At 40.8% G+C, this 15,591-nt stretch carries 17 protein-coding genes; 6 read left to right on the top strand and 11 right to left on the bottom strand.

What is annotated here, in order from left to right; genetic code table 11:
• The first annotated feature begins 3 nt into the window (after positions 1 to 3).
• Together MMU05_RS11620 and MMU05_RS11615 are read left to right on the top strand one after the other, a co-directional pair.
• A complete protein-coding gene (locus MMU05_RS11620) occupies positions 4 to 903 on the top strand; it encodes an ABC transporter ATP-binding protein (protein WP_241141851.1) in 900 nt (299 codons plus the stop codon).
• Positions 896 to 2,203 (top strand): ABC transporter permease, encoded by a 1,308-nt coding sequence (locus MMU05_RS11615; RefSeq protein WP_241141850.1) that lies wholly within the window; start codon positions 896 to 898, stop codon positions 2,201 to 2,203. Before MMU05_RS11620 ends, MMU05_RS11615 begins: the two co-directional genes overlap by 8 nt.
• A gap of 55 nt (positions 2,204 to 2,258) precedes the next feature.
• Here MMU05_RS11615 and MMU05_RS11610 read toward each other — a convergent pair whose 3' ends face one another.
• The 3 genes from MMU05_RS11610 to MMU05_RS11600 all read right to left on the bottom strand — a co-directional run bounded on the left by MMU05_RS11610 (position 2,259) and on the right by MMU05_RS11600 (position 3,906).
• The gene (locus tag MMU05_RS11610; RefSeq protein WP_113925050.1) at positions 2,259 to 2,699 is read right to left on the bottom strand and encodes a UPF0158 family protein; all 441 of its coding nucleotides are present in this window, start codon (positions 2,697 to 2,699) and stop codon (positions 2,259 to 2,261) included.
• A gap of 86 nt (positions 2,700 to 2,785) precedes the next feature.
• The gene (locus tag MMU05_RS11605; RefSeq protein WP_241141849.1) at positions 2,786 to 3,424 is read right to left on the bottom strand and encodes an alpha/beta hydrolase; all 639 of its coding nucleotides are present in this window, start codon (positions 3,422 to 3,424) and stop codon (positions 2,786 to 2,788) included.
• Entirely contained in the window at positions 3,424 to 3,906 is a 483-nt protein-coding gene (locus MMU05_RS11600) for a cytidine deaminase (RefSeq protein WP_241141848.1), read from the bottom strand. The genes MMU05_RS11605 and MMU05_RS11600 overlap by 1 nt, the downstream gene beginning before the upstream one ends.
• Before the next feature lie 134 nt (positions 3,907 to 4,040).
• Here MMU05_RS11600 and MMU05_RS11595 point away from each other — a divergent pair, with 134 nt between their 5' ends.
• The gene (locus MMU05_RS11595; protein WP_241141847.1) at positions 4,041 to 5,378 is read left to right on the top strand and encodes a saccharopine dehydrogenase family protein; all 1,338 of its coding nucleotides are present in this window, start codon (positions 4,041 to 4,043) and stop codon (positions 5,376 to 5,378) included.
• A gap of 110 nt (positions 5,379 to 5,488) precedes the next feature.
• Here the strand turns inward: MMU05_RS11595 and MMU05_RS11590 are convergent, their stop codons facing one another.
• From MMU05_RS11590 to aroQ, 8 genes are all read right to left on the bottom strand, one after another.
• Positions 5,489 to 6,553, bottom strand: coding sequence for a DUF4249 domain-containing protein (locus MMU05_RS11590; protein ID WP_241141846.1), 1,065 nt, complete (start codon positions 6,551 to 6,553; stop codon positions 5,489 to 5,491).
• A 5-nt stretch (positions 6,554 to 6,558) separates the two neighbouring features.
• Complete coding sequence (locus tag MMU05_RS11585; RefSeq protein ID WP_241141845.1) at positions 6,559 to 8,961, bottom strand: TonB-dependent receptor; 2,403 nt, start codon at positions 8,959 to 8,961, stop codon at positions 6,559 to 6,561.
• 10 nt (positions 8,962 to 8,971) lie between these two features.
• The gene (locus tag MMU05_RS11580) at positions 8,972 to 10,441 is read right to left on the bottom strand and encodes an IPT/TIG domain-containing protein (RefSeq protein WP_241141844.1); all 1,470 of its coding nucleotides are present in this window, start codon (positions 10,439 to 10,441) and stop codon (positions 8,972 to 8,974) included.
• 84 nt (positions 10,442 to 10,525) lie between these two features.
• Entirely contained in the window at positions 10,526 to 11,239 is a 714-nt protein-coding gene (locus MMU05_RS11575; RefSeq protein WP_241141843.1) for a tRNA1(Val) (adenine(37)-N6)-methyltransferase, read from the bottom strand.
• Between the two features lie 50 nt (positions 11,240 to 11,289).
• A complete protein-coding gene (rnhA, locus tag MMU05_RS11570; protein ID WP_241141842.1) occupies positions 11,290 to 11,745 on the bottom strand; it encodes a ribonuclease HI in 456 nt (151 codons plus the stop codon).
• Between the two features lie 65 nt (positions 11,746 to 11,810).
• Complete coding sequence (locus MMU05_RS11565; protein WP_113925059.1) at positions 11,811 to 12,395, bottom strand: MarC family protein; 585 nt, start codon at positions 12,393 to 12,395, stop codon at positions 11,811 to 11,813.
• A 4-nt stretch (positions 12,396 to 12,399) separates the two neighbouring features.
• A complete protein-coding gene (locus MMU05_RS11560; protein ID WP_241141841.1) occupies positions 12,400 to 13,455 on the bottom strand; it encodes an aminotransferase class V-fold PLP-dependent enzyme in 1,056 nt (351 codons plus the stop codon).
• Positions 13,456 to 13,461: 6 nt separating this feature from the next.
• Entirely contained in the window at positions 13,462 to 13,881 is a 420-nt protein-coding gene (aroQ, locus tag MMU05_RS11555) for a type II 3-dehydroquinate dehydratase (protein ID WP_113925061.1), read from the bottom strand.
• A gap of 158 nt (positions 13,882 to 14,039) precedes the next feature.
• Here aroQ and MMU05_RS11550 point away from each other — a divergent pair, with 158 nt between their 5' ends.
• From MMU05_RS11550 to xerD, 3 genes are read left to right on the top strand one after another with little or no spacing between them, the layout of a single operon-like run.
• Complete coding sequence (locus tag MMU05_RS11550) at positions 14,040 to 14,231, top strand: type II toxin-antitoxin system VapB family antitoxin (RefSeq protein ID WP_241141840.1); 192 nt, start codon at positions 14,040 to 14,042, stop codon at positions 14,229 to 14,231.
• A gap of 3 nt (positions 14,232 to 14,234) precedes the next feature.
• Positions 14,235 to 14,630 (top strand): type II toxin-antitoxin system VapC family toxin, encoded by a 396-nt coding sequence (gene vapC, locus MMU05_RS11545; protein WP_241141839.1) that lies wholly within the window; start codon positions 14,235 to 14,237, stop codon positions 14,628 to 14,630.
• A gap of 40 nt (positions 14,631 to 14,670) precedes the next feature.
• Positions 14,671 to 15,576 (top strand): site-specific tyrosine recombinase XerD, encoded by a 906-nt coding sequence (gene xerD / locus MMU05_RS11540; protein WP_241141838.1) that lies wholly within the window; start codon positions 14,671 to 14,673, stop codon positions 15,574 to 15,576.
• Positions 15,577 to 15,591 lie beyond the last annotated feature (15 nt).

Here is a 15,591-nt window from a genome sequence, read left to right as displayed (position 1 = left end):
ACCGTGGAAATTCTTGAAATCCAAAACCTGACCAAAACTTATGGGAACCAAAAAGCCCTAAACAATCTCAGTTTGTCAATTCCCAAAGGTGGGATCTTTGGACTGCTGGGTCCAAATGGAGCTGGGAAAACAACTTTGATCAGGATTATCAACCAAATCATCGAAGGAGATTCCGGAAAGGTTTTTTTTAAGGGAGAGACTCTCCAGCCTAAACACATCTCCCAGATTGGATATCTGCCTGAGGAAAGGGGTCTTTACAAGAAAATGAAGGTTTGGGACCAGTTGGTGTATTTTGCAAGGCTCAAAGACATGCCAGCGGCTTTGGCCAAAGAAAGGGTGGATTATTGGCTCAAAAAAATGGATATCATCTCATGGAAAGACAAAAGAATAGATGATCTTTCAAAAGGAATGGCCCAAAAAGTGCAGTTTATTTCGACCATCATCCATGAACCGGAGTTGTTGATTTTGGATGAACCGTTCTCCGGTTTTGATCCCCTAAATGCAGAGATCATCAAGAATGAAATCATCGAACTGAAAGAAAAGGGAATCACTGTAGTGCTGTCCACCCACAGGATGGAGTCTGTCGAACTGCTTTGCGATCAGATAGCCATGATCCATCGATCGCATAAAATTTTGGAAGGTAGACTCACTGATATCAAGCAACGGTTTCGGCCAAATACCTATGAAATAAAACTTTCAGGAATCAATACCATACTCCCGGAAAATTGGAATGCATATCCAATCAACGGAGAGGCGGTTTTCTCCATACCATTGGGCCAAGATTCTCCAAATGGGACTTTGACAAAGCTGATGCAATATGGTGAAGTGGTAGGTTTCAAAGAAATCCTCCCCTCTATGGAAGAAATCTTTATCCAACAGATTAAAAATCATTCCTATGAATAAAATTTGGTTGGTTATCCAAAGGGAATACCTCTCAAGAGTCCAGAAGAAATCATTCCTGTTAGCAACTTTGTTGACACCATTGATTTTTCCCTCCATCATGGGGATATTTTTGTGGATCTCTATCGGAGAGTCTGAAAACCCCTTTTTGCAAATCATAGAAGTAGTAGACGAGAATAACATCTTTTTCATCGAGAGTTCTGAACAATACGCTTTCTCATTTTCTAAAATAAGCAGCGAAGAAGGAAAGAAAATGGTCAATGATGGGGATCGCTTTGGGTTTTTATATATTCCAAAAATCGATCTCAGCAATCCTTCCGGGATCACATATTTTGGTGAAAAAAACCCGAGTATGAACCTGATCTCTTTTCTTGAATCAAGTATCAAAAGGAGAATTGAGGAACAAAGGCTATTTGAATCCGGAATCAGCCCAGAGGCAATCAATGCTTATCGAACCAAGGTATCCATAAAGGCCATCACTTTGGGTAACAGCGGGGAAGAAAAAGTAACAGATGCAACAGTCAATTACGCAATCGGATTTCTTGCCGGCATTATGATTTACATGTTTATTTTTATCTATGGCAACCAAATCATGCAGGGAGTCATTGAAGAAAAATCAAGCAGGATCATTGAAATCCTTGTTTCTTCGATCAAGCCTTTTCAACTGATGATGGGAAAAATAATCGGAATCGGCGCAGTGGGACTGACTCAATTTTTGATTTGGATTATCCTTATCGGAGGAATTTCATCCATTGTAATGGGTTATTTTGGCTTACAGATGCCGCAACAACAGGCGATGGAACTTGCCAATCCTGAATTGGGCGAAATGATGGACAGCCAGAACAATCTCCAAAACATCCTTCAAGTCATCAATGGCATTGATTTCATCCAATTGACATTGACCTTTATTTTCTATTTCTTGGGTGGTTATCTGCTTTATGGGGCTTTTTTTGCAGCAGTAGGTGCAGCGGTAGATGCACCCTCGGAGGCGCAGCAATTTATGTTGCCTATCACAATCCCATTGTTGATTGGATACCTTGGTTTATTTGTTTTTGTCTTAAATGATCCCAATAGCAACGTTTCTTTTTGGCTTTCCATTATCCCATTTACCTCTCCCATTGCGATGATGGGAAGAGTAAGTTATGGGGTGCCGATTTTTGACCTGATATTGTCCATGTCGCTATTGGTGGTAGGATTCTTTTTCAGTACTTGGGTTGCAGGAAAAGTTTACCGGATAGGAATATTGATGCATGGTAGCAAAGTCAATTATAAGACACTTTGGAGGTGGATAAAAACGAATTAAATCCTATCTATTAACTCCAATAAAAAAAAGAGCCGCAAAAAATGCGGCTCTTTTTTTAGTCCTCTGCGTAATTAAAGCTATCTACCTGTTCTTTGATCCAGTCTTTATAATTCTGAAGTCTATATTCCTTCCAAACTTCGTTGTATTTCCCTGAACTGTCAATCAAAAACTTGAAGGCTGTTGCCGCCTTTGGTTTACTCAATGCATTGACCAATTCATCTTGGAAAACCCTCTCCTTTACGATTCTGTCTGCAAACCTTTCCATCATCTGATGTTCCTGGTTTGGTTCCATTTTGACGAATTCGGCAAAATTATCCGGATTTTCATCTATTTCATCCAGGATATCTTCTTCTTCAGGCGTCAAATCATAATTAAAATAATCTTCATCATCAGGAAGTTGGTAGATTTTTTTATTATCCAATTGGTAAAAACAAATCATTCCTTTAAGCAGCTGGACTGCTATTTTCTCTACTTCTTTTTCAGATAGGGTAAGCATGTTAGAAATAAAATAAATTTTAAGAAAATTAAATAACTGCCGGATTAAATCAAACTATTTCACCATCTAAACTTTGACCAAGTAGGTCAGGCAAAAATACTTTTTAATAGCGGTAAGTTAATGTCATGTCCGCCTTTAAATTCAAGCCTTTCTACTTCAAACGGTAAAGATGCAATAAATTCATTTTGTTTTTGAATAGATTCCGAAGTAATCATCGGATCTGAATCTCCCAATACTACTACCACTTTGGTGTCTTTTAGATTTTGTGCGGCCCTGCTTACATCCAAATCATGTGCAAATCCGCCACTCCACAATACCAAGGTGTCCACTTTAAAAGATAACTGACTGACCCATCTCGAGGCTGTAGCAGCACCTTGCGAAAAGCCGATCACTTTTACCACAGGCTTCTGCTTATACTTTATCAAAACTGATTCCAAAATTTCATTCAAATAATGGTTATTATTTTCAATTGCGGTTTCCCTCTCATGACTTGTCATCCAGATAGCCCCTACTCTTCCTGAAAACCCTTGTTGGTAGGCGTAATTTGTCGCTTCAGGAACCACAACCAATCGGTCCTCCCGAAATAGTGGTTCAAACTTCTTCAGAAAATATTCCGCCAATTGTCCATAGCCATGAAGTGCAATGATGATTTCCTTTTCATCTCTATTTGGAAGATGGGACATACTGTAATGCCCCCTATGGCGGTAAGTTACGGAGGCTTTCATCAAAGGTGAAGATTATGGAATCTAAACGGCAAAAGTTGCTCGATGCCGTCTGCTTTTAAAACCTCCTCCTTCCCGTTTAGCATCAGGATCTCAATTTTCCCACCGAATTTCACTTCATATTCATTGATAGTTTGCCGGCACATGCCACAAGGCGTCACGTATGCATAACCTTTTTCATTCATCCTCCTTGCGGCAATGGCTATCTTGAGCGGTTTCAAATTGGGAAAATTACCCATCACATAACTTAGGACGGCCCTTTCGGCACATATTCCAACAGGAAAAGATACATTTTCTTGGTTGTTTGCCACGAAAATTTCACCGTCTTCAAGCAATACTGCGGCACCCACCATGAATTTGGAATATGGGGCATGTGCGGATTCCAAAATTTCTTTTGCGCTAGCGATAAGCTTTGATTCCAACTCCGTCAATAGCCCAATGGGAATCACTTCAAGTGAGGCTGTCACTTCTATTTTTCTATTCATTAATTCGTTTAAAAAGGAATGGAATTAACAAAAAAAAAATGGAAATCCCGCTATTTATCTATTTTACACCATTTGATTTTTAGCCTTCAACCTTTTTTTACAATTTACGCCACCGTTAATCTATCCATTCCATTATGCAGAGCATTTTGATTTTAGGCGCAGGAAAATCATCGACCTATCTGATTGATTTTTTATTGGAAAGTGCCGGACCAAAACAAAGGACAGTAACCGTAGCTGACGTATCAGAAAAAATTGCTGCCGAAAAAGTCAAATCCAACCCTTTTGCATCCGCAGTGGCCATTGATATTGACAATGTTCAAGCCAGACAATCCCTGATCCAAAAATCCGATTTGGTTGTATCTATGTTGCCTGCATTTCTGCATCCGATCATTGCCAAAGACTGCCTTGATTTGGGCAAGCACTTTTTTACAGCCTCGTACGAATCCGAAGAACTCAGAAAATTAGGATCTGATATCAAAGCCAAAAACTTACTTTTTTTGAATGAATGCGGGTTGGATCCGGGGATTGACCACATGTCTGCGATGAGAATCATTGAGCAGGAAAAAAAAGAAGGCAATGAAATCCTTTCTTTCAAATCCTATTGCGGTGGTGTCCTTGCGCCTGAAAGTGAAGACAATCCATGGAAATACAAGTTTACCTGGAACCCACGAAATGTTGTACTTGCAGGACAGGGAGTTTCGAAGTATATCCAAAACGGCCAAAACAAATTTATACCTTATCACAAATTATTTGAAAGAATTGAAAAAGTGAGTTTCGGGAAAGTCGGAGATTTTGATGGATATGCCAATAGAGATTCCCTGAGGTATAGGTCCATCTATGGTCTGGAAAGTATTCCGACCATGTTGAGAGGGACGCTCCGCAGGTCAGGTTTTTGTCAGGCATGGAATGTTTTTGTCCAATTGGGGATGACGGACGATTCATTTGAATCGGACTTTCCGGAGGATATTACTTATAGCGGATTTCTGAATTCATTCTTGCCTTTTCACCCCTCAAAAACCACCGTCGAAAAACTCAGGGAGTACCTTCCAGGTATAGATCAAGAAGTAATGTCAAAGATTGAGTGGCTAGGATTGTTTTCAAACAACAAACTTCCTTTGACCAAAGGAAGCCCTGCTGCTATTCTTCAGAAAATATTGGAAGCAAAGTGGCAACTCAACCTTACAGACAAGGACATGGTGGTCCTGCAACATCAATTTGAAGTCAAAGGAAGTTTTGGCACCAAAGAAATTATTTCCAGCCTGGTTTGCAAAGGTGAAAACCAAGAATATACCTCCATGGCCAAAACTGTAGGACTTCCTCTTGCCATTGCGATTGATTTGTTTTTGGATGGAAAAATCAAATATAGAGGACTACAGATTCCTGTACAGAAAGAATTTTATGAACCCATATTGAATTCCCTTGAAGAGAAAGGAATTGTTTTCGAGGAAATCGAAAAACCCAAAAAACCGTGAATCATTACCAAAGTAACCATTGACACCTCCCGAAAAAAATTGCTGATAGGTATCAAAAAAAAAAGGCAAGGAACCAAATCCATGCCTTTCAGAATTTCTTTCAAAACCAATCAGTTATCCGGATTCCAACCTGCCGGAGGATCCAAGGTGGCCCCTCTCACGGTTAAGCAATCATCGGGAATAATTTTTGGAGTCTGACGTACTTCAAGATTGTTTCGCTGGATATATACCTCTTTTTTTGAAACAGAAGCAGCGATAAAAAACCCAAGAACGGTTTCATCAGGGTTATCAAGGCTGATTATATTCCCGCGTATATTGGCCGGAGGCTGGTCAAAAACACTTCCTGTAAGGTTTATTTGTTGGTCAATCAATCTCAGAAACCGATGTGCTTCCCTTGAAACTGACATTTGCTGTATTTCTGCCCGATACATACTCTTAAATCTCAACCCATCATCTTCAATGAATGCAACCGGTAGATTTTGACTCAACCCATTAAAATCCTGGTCCGAAGCCACAGAAAAAGTCTGAAGTCTGGACTGTTCCTGGAGATAACATGTAGCGCAACAATCCTTTGGCGCAGGACCTCTTGGGTTGGTAGGATGGTCAGGAGGCAAAGTGAATAATTCCGGATTGGCCACCAAGACATAAGAACCCCTTCCCTGTCTCCAATAGTAAAAATTGGTCTGATCACTTGGGTCCCTGAACTGGGTGAAAATCTGCACTCCTACTCTATTTTGGAGTCTGTTTGAAGTTTGGATTTCGATGGCCCTGTAAGATAAAGATTCGATTTCAGGAACCGAATTCACCATTTCAGGTAATGAAGTATAAGACTTCCCATTCTGCAGCTCAATGAGAAGAGAATAGGAAATTCCCACTCTAGCCCGAAAATCGGCCGGAGTTTCATAAACTCCCCTTTCCTCAGTTTCGGCAAGGAAAACCACATTCCCCTCGCTGTCCCTGACAGCAACACTAGCTTGGGATACAGGCCGGATCAGTCCTTCAAACACACTGCCATAGGTGTCACTTCTGGTCAATCTGATCGAATGCGGACCAGGCTCGGTCGTCACAAATCCATCTACGGTAAGCAGCTGCTCTCCCTCAGGAAGCTCTACTTTGTAGGGTTCAATACATGAAACCGTAATCAGGAATAAAATATATACCAATCTTTTTAACATCACTGTCAGAATTTAAGCGAATAACTCAAAGTAGGGAAAGGCACACCAAGGATTGCCAAAATGTAAGACTGGGGTGGCGATCCGGTTTGGTCTGCAAAGAAAACGGAAAATGGGTTCTTTCTTCCATAGACGTTCATCACTGCGAATGTCCAATCCCCATCGTAGAACTTGGTGTTTCCTTTTAGTTTAAAATTCAATGAAAGGTCCAGCCTGTGAAAATCAGGTATCCTCTGGGTATTTCTTTCATTGAAAAATGCGAGAGAGTTTCCGGCAAAATCAAATTTGGCCTCCGGAAATGAAACCGGCCTACCAGTGCTGTAGGAGAATGTTGCCGAAATTGACGCATTGGTTGCCAATTTGTAATTACCGATCAATGTCAGGTCGTGAGGTTTGTCAAAATTGGCAGGAAACCATTCTCCATCATTGATAATTTCTTCTTCAAAGGGAGTAATAACCCTTCTGAGGGTCCTGGAATAAGTATAACTTGCCCACCCGGTGGTTCTTCCAAGGTTCTTCTTGACATATACTTCCACCCCATAGGCTTGTCCCTGACCGGGAACAACCTCTGTTTCAAGATTTTGCTGAAGCAGTAGCCGTGCCCCGTCTTTGTATTCCAACACGTTTTGGATATCCTTATAGTATACCTCTACAGATGTTTCAAATATATTTCCTTTTAAGTTTTTATAAATCCCTAAGGAATATTGGTCAACAATCTGAGGCTTAAAAAACTGATCACTCAACTTCCACACATCTGTAGGCGCAATGGTAGCGGTATTAGAAATCAGGTGGATAAATTGATACATTTTGTTGTAACCTGCTTTTATTGAAGTTTTGGAATCCAAAGAATACCTCAAGGAAGCCCTTGGACCCCATCCATCATAGGTCTTAATCGTTTCACCCGCTGCATAGGTTCTTTCTCCAATAACATTTCCTTCATTCAGAGGCAGGTTGGGAGCATATTCACGCACTGTCCTTGGTCCAAAATATTGGTACATATCATACCTGATTCCGTATGAAACCCCGATTTTTTCACCGAATTCAAGCTCATGCTGCAAATAAAACCCTGATTCCCTTCCAAATTCATCTTGTACTTTTTTGGGTAAAACACTCGATTCACCCTCCGAAATTCCAGGAATAAGCTCACCCGGCCTAATGGTAATTTCTTTGGTATCACCCCCAAAAGAAATCCTGTTATTCTCTCCAAGCGCATAGGTGAAATTCAGCCTCAATCCGATATCTGTTATTCCGGATTCCAGATCAAAATTGTTTATTCCGGATTTATTGAAAATGGTAAAATCATACTTTGAATAATACCCTACGACATCTGCCGCCAACCTTTCAGAAAATTTCCCTTGGTATCTGACCGTATGGCTCATATTGGTCCATGATATCGTGGTATCTGAAGCAAGGGCAAAATCATCATAACTCCTATAAAAACTATAGGTTACATTGTGGTTTTCATTGATTTCTCCATAAACTATTCCGTTCACATCATTGAAATTGGCCTGACTGGAACGTAGGTCAGGGTTGTTCATAGCTCCCAAAAGCCAGTTGATGTAAGATCCCCTAAACCCAATTTTAGCAGAAACTTTATTTTTGATGATGGGGCCGTTCAATGATAATTTACCTGATACCGTACCCACCATCATATCTCCGCCGTACTCGGTGAGACTTCCTGACTTGGGGGTGATATCCAAAATCGAAGATCCCCTTCCGCCAAACTTCGTCGGAATGATCGCTTTGTACAAAACAAAATCATTGACTACATCAGGATTGAAAGCTGTAAACAATCCGAAAAGGTGGGAAGGATTATAAATGGGTGCTCCTGCAAACAAAATAAGGTTTTGGTCAGCCCCACCGCCCCTAACATTGAGACCGGAGGAAGCTTCACCCACCTGGCTTACACCCGGAAGGGTAGCAAGTGACCTGATGATATCCACTTCACCAAGGAAAGGAGGGAGTTCCTTCAGGGTATTCATACTCACACTGATGGCTCCCATGTCAGTGCTCCTGATGTTTTTTTCTGGGTCCCGACCGTAAATTACAACGTCATCCAGCGTAAAATCTTCCTGAATCATGGTGAGGCTTATCCTCCCATCACCAACTGCCACAAAAGGATAGATGACTGTTTCGTATCCCACATACCTGATCTCAAGAATATATTCGGCCCTGTCAAGAACCAAATTGAAACTACCATTTGAATTGGTGATTTCGGTTTTATTGAGCTCCTTAACAGTAACAGTCGCTCCCACAAGAGGCTCTCCGGAGATTTGATCAATTAGCCTCCCGCTGATTTTGATGTCTTTCAATTGGCCGATATCCCTGCCAACAATATTTTTTTGTTGAGCTAAAAGCTCTCCGGAAACAAGGAGGAGAAATAAGAAAATATAGGGTAAAGTTTTTTTCATACATCAATAATTAAAGGCCAAACGGATCTAGTACCCAAAATTCCATCGGTCCAGGCACTTGGACCTCCCCACTTCTAAGTATATATATCAAATTATCATGGACAAATGTTGCAGCATTCCTTGCGATTGGATTTCCAGGGAAGGAATTTTTGCGTACCCAAATTCCTGTGGAAATGTTCAGTTCCCAAATCTCCTGTGACCTATTGGCCATGCCGGTAATCACCCGGTCACCTAAAGTCACGCCAAATGCGGAACCGGAATTGATGTCTCCGGGGTAGATTCCAAAAAATGACCAGGTCTCTGTAGATCCATCTATAGAATATATTTCCTTTGAGACCGGATTTACTAAATATTGCTTATTCCCATGCTGAAAATTTAAGACAGTACGGTTGACCGCAAAAGGTATGTTTCCTATTTTTTGCCATTGGCCTGTGGCAATGGTATACCTGAAGGCGTCAGTTCCGGATCCGGAGGCACCACCCATGACAAACAATTTGCCGTTCAATTCAAAAGAAACTGCATCTGTTGCAGGGAAAGTCAAATCAGGAAGCTTGACAAAACCATTATTCTCAAATTTCCAAAAATCGCTAGACGGAGACGATTGGCCATTTTGGCTGATAACCCTTGCGCCTCCTCCAAAAAAACTTCCCGCACTAAAAGCCTTCCAAAGGCCCGTACCGGGAAACACAACCTGTGTCCAGTTTTTGGTCGCCAAACTATACTTCCAGATTTGTGAATTAACTGATTGCCCATTATTGGCTCCCAAACCGGCGAAAAATTCTTCCCCACTTTGAAAATAGATATTGTCAAATAACTTGAGACCTGTAGGAAAATTTGACAGCTGGGTAAATTTTCCTGTGGTATATTCAAACTTATCGTCCAAAAGAATCTCCTGATTCTGAACTACCACCTTCACTTCCTCCAAAGCGACTGTCCCACTCGCAGGCACTATTGCTGTGATTGAAGATTCAAAATCTATTTTGAGTACCTGTGCTTGGCGATCTCCCACAAATACTTTGGTGTCAGATGTGAAATTTTTACCCAATATGGTTATTGTGGTTCCTACCGGTCCATTTTGGGGAGAAAAACCAAAAGCATCAGGTGATAGTGTAGTGATTTCCAGGATATTGCCAAATTGGATTCCATCGGGCAATGAAATGAAAGACTTTACATAATATCTTTTTTGTATATTCAATCCGCTGGTTTCACCGATGAATCTACCCGGCGCTACTCTTTCCCCCAAGGAAACAATTATCGGCTGTGAAAAAGCCTCATTTTCTGAAATATAGAAACCGTGATCACTTGCTTCCACATTTTGGGTGGTAATGATCCTACCCAAAATCCTGGCTCTTTCCCCACTGAGGTAGATGACTTCTTCGGTTATCAGGGAGGTGGTCACAGAAGTTTCCTCTTCACAAGAAGAGAAAAACCCAATAATCACCACAAGCAATGAAATGATACCAATTTTACTTTTATCCATGTAATCTAAACTTAATGCAGGGCTAAAAATACACCAATATTGGATTTAAAAAAAGATTCAGACGGGATGTGGATATTTATTAAACTAAAAAACAATCAGAAATTCTTTCAATAATTCAGAATAATCATTTGAAAAATAACCATTTTCATCCTTGATAAATATGTCCTTTTCATTTACAGTTCGACTATAAAATGAAAATCTATAAATTTTCCTAAGAATATTTTTTGAAGGTTTGTCTTTTACTGCTATTTTCCAAATTGCATTTAGCCCTAATGACAAAAGAATTTTTTCTAGTTCTCCCATTTGGTCAGGTGGCAGGATAACCCAAAACTCTCCTTCAGAATGAAGCAGGGCCAAAACACCTTTTGCCAAATCATGAAATGGAAGGGCTTCGGCATGCAATGCCAAATTCCTTTTGGGATCGGGAGATTTCAGGTAATTGGAAAAATACGGAGGGTTACTGACGATCAAATCAAATTTGGTCAGGTCTTGATGACAATATTCCTGAAAGGATTTATTAAAAAAATCAATTCGTCCATTCCATGGACTTTTTTGGGCGTTTTCGGTAGCCTGTTGCCATGCTGCATGGTCGATTTCTACTCCTTGGATTTTGGCTTCGGAAAATCTCTGCGCCATCATCAATGAAACCACTCCTGAACCTACTCCTATTTCAAGGATATTATGTGGAGATCCCGACCCGGCAATTGCTCCTAATAAAACGCCATCTGTACCCACCTTCATGGCGGTCCGGTCATGGTGTACAGAAAATTGCTTGAAGCGAAATGGAGTGTCAGCCATCGGGTTTAGGGGAGAAAAAGTCTGGAATTCAGGATTTCACCGAATTGGAATCATTGCTCTCCCTTTTCGTAAACCTCATCCGGGGGAAGGTTTGGTCCCTCAGCCGCAGCAACAGCCAACTGGTCACAACGCTCATTTTCAGGATGACCGGCATGGCCTTTGACCCAGACAAATTTTGGTTTATATCTTGTATGCAAAGGAATATAAATCCTCCACAAATCGGGATTTTTTTTATCCTTGAAGCCTTTTTTTTGCCAACCCCAAAGCCAACCTTTTTCGATAGCATCGACTACATACTTACTGTCCGAATAAATCGTGACAGGAATATCCCTGACTTTCAATTCCTGAAGTGCACGGATGACCGCCAAAAGTTCCATTCTGTTATTGGTAGTGAACCGAAAACCTTCAGAAAGTTCCTTTCGGTGTTGGTTATACTTCATCACTACCCCATAACCTCCCGGCCCGGGATTGCCTTTGGCTGCACCATCTGTAAATATTGTAATCATTTTTAATAAATCTCAGCTAAACTTAGGCCAATATCAATGAAAGGCCTTTTCATGGAAATTAGAAATCAATCCAACTCACCGGTAAATAAGGCTCCTTTGAAAATCTTAATGGCAATTGATAAAAGGATAATTCCAAAGATTCTTCTCAAAACGTCCAAACCTGTTTTTCCCAATTTCCTTTCCAACCAATTGGTGCTTTTCAAAACAGCATATACAATCCCAAGGTTGATGATCATCCCCACGGCAATATTCGCTTGGGTATATTCTGCTTTTAAGGTCAAAATCGTCGTCAGAGTTCCTGCTCCTGCAATCAGAGGAAATGCGATGGGTACTATAGAAGCACTTGTGGTTGAAGCTTCCGGGTCTGGTTTGAAAAGCTCAATCCCCAAAATCATTTCTGCTCCGATGGCAAAAATGATCAAAGCACCTGCAATGGCAAAGTCATCGACTCCGATACCAAACAATTTCAAGATAGATTCCCCAAAAAATAAAAAAAGGATCATCAGAAATCCTGCAGCTATGGTTGCTTTGCCTGATTGGATGTGGCCCACTTTTTTTCTGAGATTGATGACGATGGGAATTGACCCCAAAATATCAATCACAGAAAAAAGGATTAAGGTAACTGAGAAAATCTCTTTGAGACTGAACATTGGGTCAATATTTCTTTAGAAATTCCACCAACTTTGAAAATTCGGACTCATTGATGGCCGGGAAATTGGCAATTCTGAAGCTGGTCGGCTTCAGGGGACCATATCCACTTCCCAACTGCATTCCTTCCTTTTCTGCTGCTTTTTTGATTTCTGAGATGAATTCCTCCTTTCCTGAAATAGCCAAAACTGTACTGCTTCGGGCTTCGGGATTTTGGATAAGCATCCTCAGCTTTGAAGTATTTGCAATAGTATCTTCCAATTTCCTCATCCGGTCCCGGGTCTGTTGGTCGGTTTGCTGGATTTCAGGCATATCCTGCAGCACACGGTAAAGCAGGTATATTCCAAAAACATTTGGTGTGTAATGGGTCTGGTAGATTTCTGCATTTTCTAACATGAAATTCAGGCTGTTGTACCTGCCTTTTTCCCCTTTATCTTTTGCTTTGGCAATGGCTTTTGGAGAAACAATCAAAATCCCCAATCCTGCAGGAAGACCAAAGCATTTTTGAACTGAAGCATACCAAATATCAGCCAAAGTAAAATCGAGCTCGATCCCTGCCATGGAAGAAGTCGTATCTACAGCGATCATTTTTTCGGGATACTTGTTGGCAATCGCAGCGATTGTCTCATTCGTCACCTGGGTGGCATTAGAGGTCTCATTTTGGGTAATGGCGATCAGGTCAAATTCCTCTCCGATTTGTAATGATTCCACGTCGACAGTTTTGTCTGCATCAAGCTTGTGGGCAAATGTTTTGGGTTCGATATACTTGGCATATTCGTACCATTTTTTGCCAAAAGAACCAGAGAATATATGGTAACCCGCAGACTGCACAATGGATTGGGAAATTATCTCCCAATTTTCTGTAGCAGATGAAGTGAAAAGCAACTTATAATCTTGGGGCATGTGCAGCTTTTCTCTCATCAGGGTTTCTGTCTCCTGATAGAGGTTCATAAATACTGCCGAGCGGTGGTTGGCGCTCAAAATACCTTTTTCGAATGCTTCCTGCATGTATTTCGGAAGACTATCATAGACTTTGGAAGGTCCGGGAGCAAATGTTACCATGGTCAATTAATTGTTGAGAAAATAACGGATAGCCAATTCATAGCCTTTGAGTCCAAGGCCTGAAATCATGCCCACACATTCTTTGGTGATAATACTCTTGTGGCGGAACTCCTCCCGTTTATAAATATTTGAAATATGTACCTCCAAGACCGGAGTCTTTACTCCCGCTATCGCATCAGAAATGGCCACCGAAGTATGCGTATACCCACCGGCATTGAGCAAAATCGCATCATATGAAAAGCCCACCTCATGGATCTTGTCAATAATTTCTCCCTCAATATTACTTTGGAAATAGGAGAGATCGATTTCGGAAAATTTGGTTTTGAGTGTGTCAAAGAATTCTTCGAAAGAAGTGCTCCCGTAAATCTCAGGTTCTCTTTTACCCAAGAGATTGAGGTTGGGACCGTTGATGATGATGATTTTCAAGGCAAAATAGGTTTAGTGGTTATCTGAGTTCAAAGTTAAGGAAGGATTTGTTTTTAATGGATAAACCTTTTGATTTAAATAATTCTTATCAAATATTCATTACCGGTAAATCAATGTGTATAAAATTTGATATTTTTGTGTATAAATATCCAAACAAAATGAGAACAAATATTGAAATAGATGAAAAATTGATGGATGAAATTCTTCAAAAAACATCCATCAAAACAAAAAAAGAGGCCGTAGACACTGCGCTTAGGGAATTTCTAAGAAAGATCAAGTTGAAGGAATTGGCCGACCTTAAGGGAAAAATAAAATGGGAAGGAAACCTTGAAGAAATGAGATCAATGTAGAATATGGAAATTCTTGTAGATACTTCCAAGTGGATTTCTTTCCTGAATAATCCAGATGATAAAGATTCTGAATTGTTTCAAAGCCAACTAGTTGAGGACAAGATTTGTATTTGTCCACCAATTTTCCAAGAACTCCTCCAGGGTTGTAGGAATAAAAAAGAATTCGATCTTTTGGAGGATAAGCTTTCAGGTCTATTGCAGTTGGTTTCTGATCCATATCTTGCAGCAGTGGGAGCCGGCAAACTATACCTCGAAATGAGACAAAAAGGAGCTACGATCAGAAAAAGCAATGACTGTTTGATCGCTTGGTTTGCAATTGAATATAATTTACCGGTTTGGCATCTAGACAGGGATTTTGATACCATTTCAAAACATTCAAATCTTAAGATCTTTGGATGAATTTTTCCAATTAAATTCAAATATCATTTGATCCAATATCATGTCCAATCATTGGGATTCATCCCTTCGTCAGTTTCAACATTACCTTAAGCTAGAGCGCTCCCTAAGCCCAAACTCCATCCTAGCCTACCAACAGGATATGGAAAAACTGAGCCGTTATATGGTGAAGAATTTTCCGGACACCAAACCAACCGAAGTCAAATTACAGCATCTCCGCTATTTTGTCAATGGACTCGCAGAACTCGAAATCTCAGAATATACACAGGCGAGGATAATATCGGGGATAAAGGCATTTTTCCGATTCCTGATGTACGAGGACCGCATATCCGAAGATCCAGCCCAACTTTTGGAAGCTCCAAAGCTGGGCCGAAAACTTCCCGACATACTCAGTTATATCGAAATCACCCAAATTCTTGAAAGCATTCCACTTGGCGAGCAAGAAGGTCACCGCAACAGGGCTATGTTGGAGGTGCTGTACAGTTCGGGATTGAGGGTATCGGAATTGACTGACCTGAAGATTGGAAATGTCTATGCAGATGTCGGTTTTCTCAGGGTGATAGGAAAGGGCAATAAAGAGCGTCTTGTTCCCATAGGAAGGGATGCCTTGAAGTACCTGAAACTTTATGTCGAAGAGAAAAGAAAAGAGGTCGAACCGGTCAAAGGTCATGAACAATATGTTTTTCTAAACCGCCGCGGCAAAAAACTTAGCCGCGTGATGATTTTTCTCATCATCAAAAAACAGGTCGAGGCTATCGGGCTCAATAAAAATGTTAGCCCCCATACTTTTCGACATAGTTTTGCGACCCACCTGATCGAAGGCGGCGCCGATCTCCGTGCTGTCCAGGAAATGCTCGGCCATGAAAGCATCACAACCACAGAGATTTACACCCATTTGGACAGGGATTATCTGAGACAGGTACTCAATGAGTTTCATCCAAGGAAATAAGCCGTATTTTCTTCC

This window comes from Cognataquiflexum rubidum, from assembly GCF_022538115.1.
Lineage (GTDB): Bacteria > Bacteroidota > Bacteroidia > Cytophagales > Cyclobacteriaceae > Cognataquiflexum > Cognataquiflexum rubidum.
The sequence above is the reverse complement of the archived record's forward strand: the minus strand, read 5'-3'. Positions and strand labels throughout refer to the sequence as shown.

Excerpts from the sequence above, each read along its gene's own strand:
- MMU05_RS11615 (WP_241141850.1), top strand. The coding sequence starts at position 896 with ATGAATAAAATTTGGTTGGTTATCCAAAGGGAATACCTCTCAAGAGTC.
- MMU05_RS11610 (WP_113925050.1), bottom strand. The coding sequence starts at position 2,699 with ATGCTTACCCTATCTGAAAAAGAAGTAGAGAAAATAGCAGTCCAGCTG.
- MMU05_RS11605 (WP_241141849.1), bottom strand. The coding sequence starts at position 3,424 with ATGAAAGCCTCCGTAACTTACCGCCATAGGGGGCATTACAGTATGTCC.
- MMU05_RS11600 (WP_241141848.1), bottom strand. The coding sequence starts at position 3,906 with ATGAATAGAAAAATAGAAGTGACAGCCTCACTTGAAGTGATTCCCATT.
- MMU05_RS11595 (WP_241141847.1), top strand. The coding sequence starts at position 4,041 with ATGCAGAGCATTTTGATTTTAGGCGCAGGAAAATCATCGACCTATCTG.
- MMU05_RS11590 (WP_241141846.1), bottom strand. The coding sequence starts at position 6,553 with ATGTTAAAAAGATTGGTATATATTTTATTCCTGATTACGGTTTCATGT.
- MMU05_RS11585 (WP_241141845.1), bottom strand. The coding sequence starts at position 8,961 with ATGAAAAAAACTTTACCCTATATTTTCTTATTTCTCCTCCTTGTTTCC.
- MMU05_RS11580 (WP_241141844.1), bottom strand. The coding sequence starts at position 10,441 with ATGGATAAAAGTAAAATTGGTATCATTTCATTGCTTGTGGTGATTATT.
- MMU05_RS11575 (WP_241141843.1), bottom strand. The coding sequence starts at position 11,239 with ATGGCTGACACTCCATTTCGCTTCAAGCAATTTTCTGTACACCATGAC.
- rnhA (WP_241141842.1), bottom strand. The coding sequence starts at position 11,745 with ATGATTACAATATTTACAGATGGTGCAGCCAAAGGCAATCCCGGGCCG.
- MMU05_RS11565 (WP_113925059.1), bottom strand. The coding sequence starts at position 12,395 with ATGTTCAGTCTCAAAGAGATTTTCTCAGTTACCTTAATCCTTTTTTCT.
- MMU05_RS11560 (WP_241141841.1), bottom strand. The coding sequence starts at position 13,455 with ATGGTAACATTTGCTCCCGGACCTTCCAAAGTCTATGATAGTCTTCCG.
- MMU05_RS11550 (WP_241141840.1), top strand. The coding sequence starts at position 14,040 with ATGAGAACAAATATTGAAATAGATGAAAAATTGATGGATGAAATTCTT.
- vapC (WP_241141839.1), top strand. The coding sequence starts at position 14,235 with ATGGAAATTCTTGTAGATACTTCCAAGTGGATTTCTTTCCTGAATAAT.
- xerD (WP_241141838.1), top strand. The coding sequence starts at position 14,671 with ATGTCCAATCATTGGGATTCATCCCTTCGTCAGTTTCAACATTACCTT.